The sequence below is a fragment of the Streptomyces sp. E11-3 genome, assembly GCF_046540415.1.
GTDB lineage: Bacteria > Actinomycetota > Actinomycetes > Streptomycetales > Streptomycetaceae > Streptomyces.
Genome location: NZ_JAZGRL010000002.1, coordinates 1,649,481 through 1,662,758, shown reverse-complemented (window position 1 = coordinate 1,662,758; position 13,278 = coordinate 1,649,481). Strand labels below are relative to the sequence as shown.

14 protein-coding genes, 1 other RNA gene and 2 pseudogenes are annotated in these 13,278 nt (G+C 70.0%); 7 read left to right on the top strand and 10 right to left on the bottom strand.

The window, feature by feature from the left end; translation table 11 throughout:
• Positions 1–44 precede the first annotated feature (44 nt).
• A pseudogene (locus U9R90_RS26620) lies at positions 45–467 on the top strand (single-stranded DNA-binding protein); the annotation flags it as partial.
• Positions 468–650: 183 nt separating this feature from the next.
• Here U9R90_RS26620 and U9R90_RS26615 read toward each other — a convergent pair.
• The 4 genes from U9R90_RS26615 to U9R90_RS26600 form a co-directional block, all read right to left on the bottom strand.
• Positions 651–1,433: a hypothetical protein gene (locus tag U9R90_RS26615; protein WP_411059206.1), complete on the bottom strand. Its 783-nt coding sequence runs from the start codon at positions 1,431–1,433 to the stop codon at positions 651–653.
• Positions 1,434–1,507: 74 nt separating this feature from the next.
• Entirely contained in the window at positions 1,508–1,714 is a 207-nt protein-coding gene (locus tag U9R90_RS26610) for a hypothetical protein (RefSeq protein ID WP_411059205.1), read from the bottom strand.
• A gap of 20 nt (positions 1,715–1,734) precedes the next feature.
• Positions 1,735–2,040: a hypothetical protein gene (locus tag U9R90_RS26605; RefSeq protein ID WP_411059204.1), complete on the bottom strand. Its 306-nt coding sequence runs from the start codon at positions 2,038–2,040 to the stop codon at positions 1,735–1,737.
• A 67-nt stretch (positions 2,041–2,107) separates the two neighbouring features.
• Positions 2,108–2,776: an RNA polymerase sigma factor gene (locus U9R90_RS26600; protein ID WP_411059203.1), complete on the bottom strand. Its 669-nt coding sequence runs from the start codon at positions 2,774–2,776 to the stop codon at positions 2,108–2,110.
• A 195-nt stretch (positions 2,777–2,971) separates the two neighbouring features.
• On the opposite strand from U9R90_RS26600, the gene U9R90_RS26595 reads away from it, so the two are divergent.
• The 3 genes from U9R90_RS26595 (at position 2,972) to U9R90_RS26585 (ending at position 5,107) form a co-directional block, all read left to right on the top strand.
• Positions 2,972–3,262 (top strand): hypothetical protein, encoded by a 291-nt coding sequence (locus tag U9R90_RS26595; RefSeq protein WP_411059202.1) that lies wholly within the window; start codon positions 2,972–2,974, stop codon positions 3,260–3,262.
• A gap of 309 nt (positions 3,263–3,571) precedes the next feature.
• On the top strand, positions 3,572–3,703 hold the full coding sequence (locus tag U9R90_RS26590; protein ID WP_411059201.1) for a hypothetical protein: 132 nt from the start codon (positions 3,572–3,574) through the stop codon (positions 3,701–3,703).
• A gap of 165 nt (positions 3,704–3,868) precedes the next feature.
• Positions 3,869–5,107, top strand: a complete 1,239-nt coding sequence (locus tag U9R90_RS26585) for a tyrosine-type recombinase/integrase (RefSeq protein WP_411059200.1) — start codon at positions 3,869–3,871, stop codon at positions 5,105–5,107.
• A gap of 382 nt (positions 5,108–5,489) precedes the next feature.
• On the opposite strand, the gene rnpB is transcribed toward U9R90_RS26585, so the two are convergent.
• The 3 genes and pseudogenes from rnpB to U9R90_RS26570 all read right to left on the bottom strand — a co-directional run bounded on the left by rnpB (position 5,490) and on the right by U9R90_RS26570 (position 7,750).
• Positions 5,490–5,901: RNase P RNA component class A (gene rnpB / locus U9R90_RS26580), an RNA gene on the bottom strand.
• 46 nt (positions 5,902–5,947) lie between these two features.
• A pseudogene (locus U9R90_RS26575) lies at positions 5,948–6,289 on the bottom strand (Uma2 family endonuclease); the annotation flags it as partial.
• Positions 6,290–6,301: 12 nt separating this feature from the next.
• Entirely contained in the window at positions 6,302–7,750 is a 1,449-nt protein-coding gene (locus U9R90_RS26570; RefSeq protein WP_411059199.1) for an RNB domain-containing ribonuclease, read from the bottom strand.
• Positions 7,751–7,852: 102 nt separating this feature from the next.
• Between U9R90_RS26570 and yaaA the strand changes: the two genes are divergently transcribed.
• A complete protein-coding gene (gene yaaA / locus U9R90_RS26565) occupies positions 7,853–8,653 on the top strand; it encodes a peroxide stress protein YaaA (protein WP_411059198.1) in 801 nt (266 codons plus the stop codon).
• A gap of 73 nt (positions 8,654–8,726) precedes the next feature.
• Positions 8,727–9,362: a bifunctional 4-hydroxy-2-oxoglutarate aldolase/2-dehydro-3-deoxy-phosphogluconate aldolase gene (eda, locus tag U9R90_RS26560; RefSeq protein ID WP_411059197.1), complete on the top strand. Its 636-nt coding sequence runs from the start codon at positions 8,727–8,729 to the stop codon at positions 9,360–9,362.
• 3 nt (positions 9,363–9,365) lie between these two features.
• On the opposite strand, the gene U9R90_RS26555 is transcribed toward eda, so the two are convergent.
• The 3 genes from U9R90_RS26555 to U9R90_RS26545 are packed head-to-tail and all read right to left on the bottom strand — an operon-like array spanning position 9,366 to position 12,471.
• A complete protein-coding gene (locus tag U9R90_RS26555) occupies positions 9,366–10,814 on the bottom strand; it encodes a bifunctional RNase H/acid phosphatase (protein WP_411059196.1) in 1,449 nt (482 codons plus the stop codon).
• A complete protein-coding gene (locus tag U9R90_RS26550) occupies positions 10,814–11,557 on the bottom strand; it encodes a zinc ribbon domain-containing protein (RefSeq protein ID WP_411059812.1) in 744 nt (247 codons plus the stop codon). The genes U9R90_RS26555 and U9R90_RS26550 overlap by 1 nt, the downstream gene beginning before the upstream one ends.
• Entirely contained in the window at positions 11,554–12,471 is a 918-nt protein-coding gene (locus U9R90_RS26545; RefSeq protein WP_411059195.1) for a Nif3-like dinuclear metal center hexameric protein, read from the bottom strand. The genes U9R90_RS26550 and U9R90_RS26545 overlap by 4 nt, the downstream gene beginning before the upstream one ends.
• Before the next feature lie 163 nt (positions 12,472–12,634).
• Between U9R90_RS26545 and U9R90_RS26540 the strand changes: the two genes are divergently transcribed.
• The gene (locus tag U9R90_RS26540) at positions 12,635–13,093 is read left to right on the top strand and encodes a GPI anchored serine-threonine rich family protein (protein WP_411059194.1); all 459 of its coding nucleotides are present in this window, start codon (positions 12,635–12,637) and stop codon (positions 13,091–13,093) included.
• Positions 13,094–13,278 lie beyond the last annotated feature (185 nt).

Genomic DNA, 13,278 nt, shown 5'->3' with positions numbered 1-13,278 from the left:
CCCCCCACGGCGGGCCGACCCCCATACGTGAAAGGCCCGCTCCTGTGGCAGGCGAGACCGTCATGACCCTGATCGGCAACCTGGTCGACGAACCCGAACTCCGTTTCACCGCCTCCGGCGCCGCGGTCGCGAAGTTCCGCGTCGCCTCTACCCCACGCACCTTCGACCGGCAGACCAACGAGTGGAGGGACGGAGAGGGCCTGTTCCTGACCTGCGCGGTGTGGCGGCAGGCAGCGGAGAACACTGCGGACTCCCTGACTCGAGGTACCCGCGTCATCGTGCAAGGCCGCCTCAAGCAGCGTTCCTACGAAGACCGTGAGGGCGTCAAGCGCACCGTGCACGAACTCGACGTCGAGGACGTCGGAGTGAGCCTGAAGCACGCCACAGCGAAGGTCGTCAAGACCGGCGGACAGCGCGCGGCCACAGGGCTCCCGGTCGCCGATGACCAGTGGGTGGTCTCTCAGCCCCCGTTCTGAGCCGTGGGGATCACCGGCAACGCGCCGCGCGGAACACTCATCGAGCCACGCGGCGCTCCCTTACGTGAGCGGTGCGACCTGGGGCGTGAACAGGATCGTGTGCGCCTTGTACTCACGGACTACAGCGCCGGGTGTGAGCGCGCCAGTCGAGGAGGCAGTGGCCGGTACCGCCCATCAACGAAAGGACGTCCCCATAGTGGGCTCGGCGCGCAGCAGCTCCAAGTACTTCTTCAGTCGCTGCTTGTCCGTGCCCCACAACACGTAGCGACCCGAGCAGGCCAGATTGGGGTACAGCTCCTTCGAGCCGTCCTGATGCACCCACATCTCCGCATACTTGGCCTCATCGAAGATCCGCAGCCCGAGACGTTCCGAGCCGTAGGAGAACGTGAAGGTGGTGCTGTCCGGGCCGATAGCGGCCTTGGTCGCCATCACCATCCCGTCCGAGTCCGTGCACTCTGCTTCGAGGTTGTCGATCGTCCTGCACTCGGTCTTCCCTGCGTCGGAGAACCGCAGGAACTCAGATGTGGCGAACGGCTGCAGCACCGAATCCATCTCGTCGGAGGGTTCCACGGAGCTCGGCGGCACACTCGCGTGCGGGACGTTCGCAGCCGCCTCGGCTGCACCGCTCCCGCTCCCAGTGAAGTGCCCCAGTGCCCAGCTTCCGGCGAGTGCAGGCAGCAGCGCCACGGCCACAACCCACTTCTTCACGCGGCCTCGGGGGCGCCCTGCCTCGGAAGGCCGTTCTGAGCGGGCCGGGACGTCGACAGCCGGGGCAGGATCAGCTGGCCCCAGTAGCTCGTCGAAGTCCTTGAACTCAGAGCAGTGCTCGCGCACCAGTCGCTCGACCTGCTCCAGCGGCAGGTCCGGCATGGCCGAACTGACCTGGCGAACCGCGGAGCCGAATGACTGCGGGCTCAAGAACAGGTGACGCTCACCGTTGATGTCGACCACGCCCACGTCGGCAAGCGGTACCTCGTCGTCATGCCCGTCTGGGGTGAGGACATGGATGTGAAGGGGCGGCAGCGATGAGGTCACAGCCGCTCCTCCAGAACCGGGAAGCGACCGCGACGCACTACGTGCGCGGCCTGCTGGAGTGAGAGGCCAGGCGCGACCCGGCAGACATCCGCGACGGCGCCCTCGAAGCTGTCCTGCTCGGAGCACACGTAGATACTCTCGCGTCCGTCAACGAAGCGGTACAGCGCCGATGTGCCGAACTGGGAACCAACGGAGACGTTCATGCAGTCAGGTATCGCGTTGCTCAACTCTGCCGGTCTCTCTCCTCAGCGCTGTGCAAAATGCGTGCGATGCGGGCAGCGGTCTTTGCGGCGCGCTCGGGCGTGATGGCCTCGATGTCGGCGAGGACGACATGGCCGCCGCCGGGCAACTCGATCTCCTCGCGGTGGATCACCTGCTCGCCCAGACCATCACCCGTTCCAGCATCCTCGCGGCTCTCCCGCGAATTCTGAGCACGCTCATACTCGCGGAGCATGGCCTCCTTGGTGGCCTGGACCCGCGCGGGGCTGCGCCGGTGGCCAGGGCGCATCGCGCCCGCAGCCGCCAGCATTCGGCGAGTCTCCTCGTCGTGAGGGATAGGCCCACCGTCCAGCGCCCGCTCCAGGCGCTCACTCTGGTCAGCGCGTCGCGACATGCGCCCTTGCCTCTCGTGTTTCAACCCGTGTGCCGACAACTCTCATGCTGCTCACTGCCGCCGTCAGCAGTTCCTCGATCAGCTGGGAAGACGACTCCCCAGCCGGCATGACCTCGGCGAGCTTGCGCAGCGACCGTACCGTCAATGTACGCACGGCACCGTCCGTCCTGCCCATGATCTCCGCGGTACGCCCAGGGCTCTCCCCAACGAAGAACCGCAGGGTCAAGACCTGCTGCTGCTCTGGGCGCAGCCTATGCATGTGGGCTGCAACGGCTTCGGCAAGGGCACGCCTCTCGGCGTACTCCTCCGGCCCCTGGCCGACACGCGGCCGGTCGAGTTCAAGATGATCGGCGTACAGCACTTCCGAGGGACGCCGCTGCACAGACCGCAGGTAGTCGAGCGCACGGTTCTTCGCGATCGTGCGTAGCCAAGCGTGGAAGTTCGTACCTGGCCGGTACTTGCTGATGTTCTGGGCGACCTTCAGCCACACTTCCTGGCTCAGGTCCTCCGCGAGGTGGGCGTCACGAACGTAGAAGCGCACCCAGCTGTACACGGTGCCGTTCAGTTCGTCGTACAACGCCGCGATGGCATCTGCCCCGTCCGCCCCGCCCACTGCGGCGCGTGCGACCAGGGCTTCCAGAATGTTGGTCACGGCGTGATGTCCCCCCAAGAACCCGTGCTGTGTTGCTGCGTTGATCCGCACCATCCGCAGGCGATCTCAACTGCTCCCCACAGAAGGAAGATCCCGTTCCGGATGGCGTTGAGGCAGCATAACTGGCCATTGACGGAATCCATCGAACGGGTTAGCGATGCCCGACGGTGTCACCTGTGGTATACGGTGCAACACGTGCTGGGAGAGCAACCCGGCGTCGAGACCCGAACAGAAGGGACCACGGACATGCACCCGCTCACGGATGCCGACCGCGCGATCATGCTCCTCCCGTACGAGGAGTGGATCTCCGTCGATGCCGCCGCGCAGCAAACCAAGATTGGTACCCAGGCCACCGCCCGCGTCCTACGCGAGGGCCGCCGACGCGGCGTCCTGCGCACCCGCGGCAAGGGTGCGGCCCAGGAGGTCATGCGCATCCACCCTGGCCCGCGCCGCCCGAGCCGTCGCTTGGAACGAGTGCAGAAGTAGCGGCCAGCGCACACACGGCTGCCGTGCGAGGACCGCTGTCAGCCGCTGGCCCTGGGGCCGATGCTGCTAGACCGGCTGACACCGCCGCTTGCTCCGCCATGTCAGCGCGCCCCCAACCTACGGCGAGGGCCTTCGGCTTCTGGGTGTAACAGATTCCGCTGATCGACGTACGTATCGGTGCCGGACTGAACGCAACCGGCTCCGTCCGGCCGGAATGGTCCGCCGGGGGACAACTACGAGTAAACAAGGACGTCCATGCCTCGCGGTGGTTCCAACGTATTGCTGAGTTTCGAGACGATTGCCGAGCGGATGGAACTCACCAAGCGCACCGTGCTCGACAACTACAGGACCTGGGATATCCCCGTCGTGCGCATCAGTGATCGCATCCTCCGCGTACGGGAGCGCGATTTCGAGGCATGGCTCGACGCACGTACGGAGTGAATTCCGCGCACCGACACGGAAGTTAAGGCGCCAAAGGTGGGCGCGTCACCTGCCGCACCGCCCCCAACTCGACGGCTTGACCAGCCACGGCTGCGCCTACGTAGAGTCCAACTCCCCTGGCCAGGGAGTCACCTGAGAATCAACCAAGATCGTGAGAGGCGCCCCGTGGCACGCAAGCCCACTGTCTACAAAAGGTGCGACTGCCCTGACCAGAACAGGCCGAAGAAGGGCGGGTGCGGCCATAGCTGGTCCTACAACCGCACGACTGACGAAGGCAGTCGCACGCGCGCGACGATCCCCGAATCAGTCAGCCTGACGCAGGCTCAAGCGCAAGCGATCCTCGACGGGATGGCCCCAGGCGCAACCCCTGAGCCCGTCGAAACGAACCTCACCTTCAAGCAGTGGGCAGCTGACTGGCTAGGCAGACGACGCGCCAAGGAGATCAGCGTTGCGAGCTATGAGACCGCTGTCCGCGTCCACCTCAACCCCCGCTGGGGAAGCAAGCGTCTTCGTGCCATCAAGAAGGCTCAAGTCGAGGCGTGGGTACAGGAGATGGAAGCCAACAAGGGCCTCGCCAACTCCACCGCGGAGGGGCACTGGAAGGTCTTCAAGATGATCATCAAGGATGCCCTCCAGAATGGAAAGATCGCGTCCAATCCCACGTACGAGGTAGACGGGCCCTACGTCGCCGAGTCGACCTTCTACGTCTTTAGCGCGGAGGAGTGCTGGGCGATCTACGACGAGTTTCCCAAGCGGTACCGCCTCATACCCATGCTCGGGTTCGCGTGCGGGCTCCGCCAAGCAGAGGCCCTGGCCGTGTGCGACGACGTTATCGACACGGACAGCAAGCTGCTCACCGTGCGCCGGCAGATCCTCCGGACCAAGGAGACGCGTTACAGCCCCACGCTCGTCGAGAGGCTGAAGACGAGCCCGCGCCTGAACACCAAAGACGTCCCGACGCCGCCGTACCTGGTGGACGGCCTGGAGGAGTTCATGGAGCGGCAGCCGCCGCGGGTCACCCAGAACGTCCTGTGGGAGCACAAGAAGACGCTCACCGAGTGCAAGCGCGGAACAGCACGCGCCCTGTTCTGGAGCGCGCGTAACAACCTCATCTGCCGGAACCATTTCAACGACGACGCGTGGAAGCCCACGCTGCGGAAGCTGGGGATCAAGGACGAGAAGGGGAACCTCCCCACCTTCCATGACCTCCGGCACACATTCATCTCCACGTGCCTCCAGAACGGAATCCCCGAGCACACCGTGGCCGCGTGGGTCGGCGACTCCGTCGAGGAGCTGCGCCGGACGTACAGCCACCTCCTGCGGAACCACGCGGACACGCACGGCGCCATCGTCGCGAGCCTCACGGCGCGGCCAGCACGGTCCGCCGAGCCTGTCGCAGCGTGACCTCAGCGCCTCTGTGGGCGCCGTACGAAGAACCTCAGCGGGGCTGAGGCCGACACCGGCCTCAGCCCCGTTGGTGCGTTTACGCCCCGCAGAACCGCTGATCTATCCGGGGCAGTCAAAGAGGTACAACCTGATCATGGGCTGCGAGATGTCCCGGCTGCACGCTCCGACTCATCAAAGGGCCAGGCCAGAGGTGTCCTGCCGCAGGTGAGGAGCAGGATCGAGCAGTCTCGCGCACCACCGTGCCATGGCTACTTTCATGGCTACGTACGTAGCCGTGAACCCCGGTTTGAACCCGTACGGAACGGGGTCTACCCAAGGGTCTGAATCCACAAAAAAGGGCCTCCGACCAGCGAAAACGCTGGCCAGAGGCCCTTAGCGGCGGACGAGTCGGCCTGTACGCCGGGTTCTGTCTCCTGGTCGCCTTGCGGCGGCCGGGGAGGCGGCCATCCATCTAGGACCGGCATTGCTGCCGGTCTCGTGCGGTCTACCCGCGGACTCGGGCGGGCAGCCCTCAGTCATCCGCGCAGGGTCCTCTTGCGAGGGCCCCTCTTGACCTTGCTCCAAGTGGGGTTTACCTAGCCGCCTGGGTCACCCCAGGCGCTGGTGGTCTCTTACACCACCGTTTCACCCTTACCGAGGTCCGTACGGATACGGTCCCCGGCGGTCTGTTTTCTGTGGCACTGTCCCGCGGGTCACCCCGGGTGGGCGTTACCCACCACCCTGCCCTGTGGAGCCCGGACGTTCCTCGGCGGCGATCCGAAGATCACCGTCGCGGCCGCCCGGCCGGCTCGTCCGCCGTGTTGGCCATGCTACCTGCCGGGAGGGGGCGGCTCGGACTCAGACGAAGTCCGTGGTCTCCAGGTCGAAGGCGAAGGGCCCGGGGAGGGGGAGGGCCTTGCCGTACGGGACGGTGCGGACCTCGCGGTAGTCGTCGCCCTCCGGGTCGCTGAAGAGGGTCACCGAGGACTTCGTCCGGTCGACCACGAGGTAGAGGGGGATGTCGGCACGGGCGTAGCAGCGGTGCTTGGCCTCGCGGTCGGTGGCCGGTTTGGCGTCGGTCACCTCGGCGACCATGGCCACGCCCTCGCAGGGCATCCAGGGGTCCGCGCCGCGGAAGAGACGCAGCGTGTGCGGGACGAAGGTGGCGTCCGGGAGGATGTGGCTCCTCGGGCGGCCGCCGGGCGCGTACCCTCACGCCGGGGCGAACCGGACCTTCGCCGTCCCCGGATCGGCCTGGGTGAGGCGGACCCGCAGGCGCTCGCCCAGCGGGAGCCGGGTGCCGTCGCCCTCGATGCGGGCGATCACCGCGAGGTCCTCCAGGTGGACCGTGCCGACGGCCGGGTCGGCGTCGGGGTCGCGTACCTCCACCACGTACGCGTCGAAGACCTCGCCGACCCGGCCCCTGAGCAGCGCCGCCTCGACGATGTCGACGCACTCGCGCTCCACGGTGTTGGCGCGCTGGGCGCCGCCCGCCATCTCCTTGGGGAGGTCGCGCAGCGCGGCCCGTACCCAGTCGGGCGGCGGCTCGTTCGCGGTCGCGGCCAGGCAGATCTCTCCCGTATAGCGGTCCACGAGGCGGCGCAGAGGGGCCGTCGCGTGGGTGTACGGGGCGGCCACCGCGGAGTGGACGTGCGGGTCGGGGACCTCGCCGTTCTCGAACGCCGTGTAGCCCGCACCCCGTAGGAGCGTCGTGCACTCCTGGAGGAAGGCGGCGTGGCGGGGGCTCGTCGGGTCCAGTGACCTGACCAGTTCCGCGTACGGGGTGTGGTGCGGCCAGTCGATGTGCAGCGCCTTGGCCGAGTGGCGGAGCCTGCCGACCGCGCCGTCGGGCGCGGCGGGCAGCGTACGCAGGATGCCGGTGCCGTATGCGGTCATCAGGTCCGCGGCGGCCATGCCGGTGAGCAGCGAGATCTGGGCGTTCCAGCCGTCGGCGGGGCGCGGGGCGCGGTACTCCAGTACGTAGCTGTCGCCGTGCTCGACGATCTCCTGTTCGGGGACGTTGAGGGAGATGCCGCCGCGCTCGACTTCAAGGCGTTCGCGCAGTTGGCCGATGTCCTTGAGGAGGGCTACGGGCTCTTCGGCCGTGCCCTCGTCGATGGCCCGCTGGACACCCTCGTACGCCAGCTTCGCGCGGCTGCGCACCAGCGCGCGGCGTACGTCCGTGGCGACCCTGCGGCCGTCCTCGTCCAGGTCGATCGTCCACAGCAGGGCCGGGCAGGTCTGGTCGGGCAGCAGGCTCGCGGCGCCCTCGGAGAGCAGCGGCGGATGCAGCGGAACCTTCTCGTCCGGGAAGTAGAGGGTCATCACGCGCGCGTGCGCCTCGGTGTCGAGCGTGCCGCCGGGTGTGACGAAGGCGGCGACGTCCGCGATCGCGTACCGCACGCGGTAGCCGCCACCGGTACGGCGGGACAGGTGCATCGCCTGGTCGAGGTCCGTGGACGTGGGCGGGTCGAGGGTGAAGAAGGGGATGTCGGTCGCGTCCTCGCCCGGCAGTCGCGGGGACTTCGCGGCCTGTTCCGCCTCGGCGAGCACCTCGGGCGGGAAGTCCTGCGGCGCCTCCAGCTCGGTGCGCAGCTCACGCAGGGCGGAGCGCAGCGGGGCCTCGGCGGCGCCGGTCACATGCATATGGCGGCGGGGCATAGGCCGAGCGTATGGCCTCGGGGCCGTCGTGGCCTGTTGTGCGGATACGCTGCTGCGGGGCCGCACCCCCGTCCCGTTATGCACCGAAGGAGAACGATCACCGTGCTCGTCTTGCTGCCGCCGTCCGAAGGAAAGGCCGCTTCCGGGCGCGGTGCCCCGCTCAAGCCCGAGTCGCTGTCGCTGCCTGGGCTCGCCGGGGCGCGGGCGGCCGTCCTGGACGAGCTGGTCGAGCTGTGTCTGGGGGACGAGGAGAAGGCGCGCGAGGTACTCGGCCTGAGTGCCGGGCTCGCGGGTGAGGTCGGCAAGAACGCCGAGCTGAGGGTCGCCGGTGCGCGACCCGCTGGGGAGATCTACACCGGCGTGCTCTACGACGCCCTCGGGCTCGCCTCGCTGGACGCCGCCGCGAAGAAGCGGGCCGGGCGCTCGCTGCTGGTCTTCTCGGGGCTGTGGGGCGCGGTGCGGATCGGCGACCGTATCCCCTCCTACCGCTGCTCGATGGGCGTGAAGCTGCCGGGGCTCGGGGCGCTGGGCGCGTACTGGCGGCCGTACATGGCGGATGTCCTGCCCGAGGCGGCGGGCGACGGGCTCGTACTCGACCTGCGGTCGGCGGCGTACGCGGCGGCGTGGAAGCCCAAGGGCGAGCTGGCCTCGCGTACGGCGACCGTGCGGGTGCTGCACTCGCGGATGGTCGACGGGGTCGAGAAGCGGTCCGTGGTGAGCCACTTCAACAAGGCCACCAAGGGGCGCCTGGTGCGCGAGCTGCTGCTTGCAGGGGCGGCGCCCGCCGGGCCCGCGGAGCTGGTGGAGGCGCTGCGGGACCTCGGATACGTGGTGGAGACCGAGGCTCCGGTGAAGGCCGGGAAGCCATGGCAGCTCGATGTGGTGGTGACGGAGATTCACTGACCCGCCACGTCGGCTGGTTGCGCTGTGTGCAACGGCTGTTGTGCGGGGTGAGTACGACGGCCAGGATGCGGGCATGCCCGCCTCCGCTGCCTTCTCCGTGCTGGACCTCGCTCCCGTACTGCCCGTCGTGGTCATCGACGACGCCGCCGACGCCGTACCGCTGGCCCGCGCCCTCGTCGCCGGGGGGCTGCCCGCGATCGAGGTGACCCTACGCACCGCCGCGGCCCTCGACGCGATCCGGGCCATCGCGGACGGGGTGCCGGACGCGGTGGTCGGTGCCGGGACGGTGATATCCGGGCAGGGGGTCGCGGACGCGGTCGCGGCCGGAGCGTGCTTTCTGGTCAGTCCGGGCTGGACGGAGCGGCTGCTCGCGGCGATGCGCGGGGCGGGGGTGCCGTTTCTGCCGGGGGTCGGTACGGCGTCGGAGGTCGTCGCGCTGCTGGAACGCGGGGTCACCGAGATGAAGTTCTTCCCCGCGCGGGCGGCGGGCGGCACGGCCTACCTCAAGGCGCTGGCCGGACCGCTCCCGCGGGCCAGGTTCTGTCCTACGGGCGGGATCGGCCCCCGTACGGCGCCCGAGTATCTGGCGTTGCCGAACGTGGGGTGTGTCGGCGGGAGCTGGATGCTGCCCGCCGACGCCCTCGCGGCAAAGGACTGGGCCAGGGTCGAGACCCTGGCCCAGGAAGCCGCCGCGCTGCGACAGGGCTGACGCCTAGCGCAGATACGACGTGTCGTTCAGCAGCCGCACCGAGGTGTTGCCGTCCGCGTAGTACGCGACGGCCGACAGGGACGCCGCAGCCAGCTCCATCCGGAACAGGGCCTCCGGGGGCGCCCCCAGGGCCAGCCTGACCAGCGTCTTGATCGGTGTGACATGGGTGACGACGAGCACCGTGCGCCCCGCGTACCGGGCGACGAGCTTCTCCCTGGCGGCGGTGACGCGCCGGGTGACCTGGGCGAACGACTCGCCGCCGCCGGTCGGTGCCGCCTTCGGGGACGCCAGCCAGGCCGCCAGGTCGTCCGGGTGGCGCTGCTGGGCCTCGGCGAACGTCAGGCCCTCCCAAGCGCCGAAGTCCGTCTCGCGCAGGCCCTGTTCGACCTGTACGTCGAGGCCGAGCCGGGCGGCCACGGCGTCCGCGGTCTGCCGACAGCGGGCCAGCGGTGAGCTGACGATCGCCTCGATGGTGCCGCGCGCCGCGAGCGCGGCGGCGACCCGGTCGGCCTGCGCCCGGCCCACCGCGGACAGCTCGGGGTCGCTGCCGCCGCTGCCGGAGAACCGCTTCTGAGGGGTGAGCGCGGTCTCGCCGTGCCGCAGCAGGACGAAGGTGGCTGGCGCGCCGAGGTCGGCCGGTGCCGCCCACCCGACGGGCGGCGCCGCCGCCTCGCCCTGGGTGCCCGGTCGCGCCTCGCCCTGGACGCCCGGCCCCGCGTCGGCCTCGCGACCAGCCCCGGCAACGCCCCGCACCGCGGCGGCATCACGCGCCTCCGCACTCGTACGCTCGTCAGCGACCGGGGTAGGGGTAGGGGCCGCGCCGTTCCCCGCCAGGCCGACACCAACCGCCGCTCCGGCGGTCTCGGCGCCGGCGGCGCTCGCGCCACCGCCCGCCGCACCCTGCCGCCCCGCCAGCGCCGCCCGCGCCTTGGCCGCACCCGCGGCCGCATCACCAGGCGCAGGCGCAGAAGCGGGCGCCGACGCCGCGCGCGCGGCACGCGCGTCCAGGTCCGCCGTGCTCGCCGACGGCGACCACTGCTTGCCCTTCTTGCCCGCGTCCATCGCCTCGTTGGCCAGCCGGTCCGCGTGCTTGTTCTTCTCGCGCGGAATCCACTGGTAGGTGACCTGCGCGGCCGGGAAGACCCGCGCCGCCTCCGCCGCCAGCGGCTTCATGTCCGGGTGCTTGATCTTCCAGCGGCCCGACATCTGCTCGACGACCAGCTTGGAGTCCATCCGGACATGGATCTCGGCCTCGGGGTCGAGGGCCCGCGCGGCCTTCAGACCGGCCACCAGGCCCTTGTACTCGGCGACGTTGTTCGTCGCGACCCCGATGTACTCGGCCGCCTCGGCCAGCGCCTCACCCGTCACCGGGTCGATGACCACCGCGCCATAGCCCGCGGGCCCCGGGTTGCCCCGGGACCCGCCGTCCGCCTCGACGATGAACTTCCGCATTACAGGCCGGACTCCGAGGTACGGACCAGGATGCGGCGGCAGTTCTCACAGCGCAGCACCGCGTCCCGGGCCGCGGCCTTGACCTCGTTCACCTCGGTGATGTTCAGCTCCAGGCGGCAGCCCTCGCAGCGCCGCTGGTAGAGCCGGGCCGCGCCGATGCCGCCCTGCTGCTCGCGGAGCTTCTCGTACAGCTTGAGCAGGTCGGCCGGGACCGAACCCGCCACGACCTCGCGCTCCTTGGCGACCGCGGCGGCCTCACCGTCGAGCTCCTCGTACGCGGCGCCACGGCGCCCCGTGGCGTCGTCGATCTTCGACTGGACGGACGAGACCCGCTCGGTCAGCTCGGTGACCCGCTCCTGCGCGGACTCGCGGCGCTCCATCACCTCGAGCACCACGTCCTCCAGGTCGCCCTGGCGCTTGGCGAGCGAGGCGATCTCGTGCTGCAGGCTCTCCAGGTCCTTCGGCGAGGTGATCGCACCGGAGTCCAGGCGCTGCTGGTCGCGGCCCGCGCGCTGGCGCACCTGGTCCACGTCCTGCTCGGCCTTGGTCTGCTCGCGGGCGCAGTCGCTCTCCTCGGTCTGTGCGGCGACCAGCAGGTCGCGCAGCTGGGTGAGGTCCTTGTTCAGCGACTCGATCTCGGCGTGCTCGGGCAGCGACTCGCGCTTGTGCGCGAGCTGCGACAGACGGACGTCGAGTGCCTGGACGTCGAGGAGTCGGATCTGGTCGGCGGGCTCGGCGTTCAGTTGGGGGCTCCAGATGAAGAGGTTGAAGAAGAAGAGGTTGAAGAAGGGGTGGAAAGGGGTGAAGCGGGTGCTGACGTGTGAACAGCGGCGGCTGACGCCGCGTGGGCGGTCCAGGGGTCGGTGGCCGTCGTCGACACATGGACCCTGAGGCCCCAGCCGTGACGGTCGGAGATCTCGTCGAGCTGCGCGGCGGCCTGCTCGCACCAGGGCCACTCGGTGGCCCAGTGGGCCGCGTCGAGCAGCGCCAGCGGGGACTGCTGGGTCGCCTCGGAGACCGGGTGGTGGCGCAGGTCGGCGGTCAGGAACGCGTCCACGCCCGCCGCCCGTACGTCGGCGAAGAGGCTGTCGCCGGAGCCGCCGCTGACCGCGACCGTACGGATCAGGGCGTCCGGGTCGCCCGCGGCGCGGATGCCCTGCGCGGTGGCGGGCAGCCGCTTGGCCGCGTACTCGGCCAGCTCCCGCAGGGACAGCGGGTGGTCGAGCTCGCAGATCCGGCCGAGGCCGCGGCGGCCCTTGGGGTCCGAGGCGTCGGGCACCAGCGGGCCGACGACCCGCAGGTCGAGCGCGCCCGCGAGGGCGTCGGAGACTCCGGGGTCGGCGGTGTCGGCGTTGGTGTGTGCGACGTGCAGCGCGATGTCGTTCTTGATCAGGTCGTGTACGACACGGCCCTTGAAGTGCGAGGCCGCGACGGTCGTCGTCCCGCGCAGATAGAGCGGGTGGTGGGTGACCAGCAGATCCGCACCGAGCCGTACCGCTTCGTCGACGATGTCCTGGACCGGGTCGACGGCGAACAGCACACGGGAGACGCGGGCGTCCGGATCTCCGCAGACCGTTCCGACGGCGTCCCATTCCTCGGCCCGCTCGGGGGGCCACAGGGCATCTAGCGCGGCGATGACTTCAGACAGGCGGGGCACGCAGGCAAGGCTACCGCCAGATGGGGCGGCTGCCGGAATCGCTTCTCGACCGCAGCGGGGTGTGCGCTCGCCGTGCGGGCGGCGGGGACCCGCGCCTACCGTGGACGGAGCGGGGTGCTCCCCTCCGGGCCCCGCCCGGGGAAGCCGAGGAAGAAGCCGAGCCATGAGCCTGATCGACCGCCTCAGGTCCGCCGTCAAGGCCACGGGTACGGGGCCGAGGCACCCGGACGCACCCCGGGCGCCCGGCACCGGCACCGGCCCCACGGGTACGGGGCCGAGCCACCCGGACGCGCCCCCGGCGCCCGGCACCGGCCCCCGTACGGCCGCCGACGCCGTCCAGATCCTCAGCCCCGCCACCGGTGACACCTGGCGGGTCGGCCAGGACGTGGGCGTCACCTGGCGGCTGACCGGGGTCACCGGCCACCCCTGCGACATCGTCCTGGTGCGCGGGGACGGCGCGCGGATTGAGGGGATCGCGGACCTGGCCGTCGGCGTGGATCCCGAGGACCTGACGGCATGGGTCACCGTCCCCGACGTACCGCCCGGCGACGGCTACGCGGTGGCGCTGACGTCCAGCGATCCGATGACCGTCTACAGCGGGCGGCTCACGATCGTCCGCTGACCATTGGGGGCGGGGATGGGGTCGGACGGGGNGACGGCATGGGTCACCGTCCCCGACGTACCGCCCGGCGACGGCTACGCGGTGGCGCTGACGTCCAGCGATCCGATGACCGTCTACAGCGGGCGGCTCACGATCGTCCGCTGACCATTGGGGGCGGGGATGGGGTCGGACGGGGGTCGGACGCG

What these genes read in the sequence shown, in the direction of transcription:
- U9R90_RS26570 (WP_411059199.1), bottom strand. Translation starts at nt 7,750, where the DNA reads ATGCCCCGCCGCCATATGCATGTGACCGGCGCCGCCGAGGCCCCGCTG.
- U9R90_RS26555 (WP_411059196.1), bottom strand. Translation starts at nt 10,814, where the DNA reads ATGCGGAAGTTCATCGTCGAGGCGGACGGCGGGTCCCGGGGCAACCCG.
- U9R90_RS26590 (WP_411059201.1), top strand. Translation starts at nt 3,572, where the DNA reads ATGGAACTCACCAAGCGCACCGTGCTCGACAACTACAGGACCTGGGAT.
- eda (WP_411059197.1), top strand. Translation starts at nt 8,727, where the DNA reads ATGCCCGCCTCCGCTGCCTTCTCCGTGCTGGACCTCGCTCCCGTACTG.
- U9R90_RS26540 (WP_411059194.1), top strand. Translation starts at nt 12,635, where the DNA reads ATGAGCCTGATCGACCGCCTCAGGTCCGCCGTCAAGGCCACGGGTACG.
- U9R90_RS26605 (WP_411059204.1), bottom strand. Translation starts at nt 2,040, where the DNA reads ATGCTGGCGGCTGCGGGCGCGATGCGCCCTGGCCACCGGCGCAGCCCC.
- U9R90_RS26610 (WP_411059205.1), bottom strand. Translation starts at nt 1,714, where the DNA reads ATGAACGTCTCCGTTGGTTCCCAGTTCGGCACATCGGCGCTGTACCGC.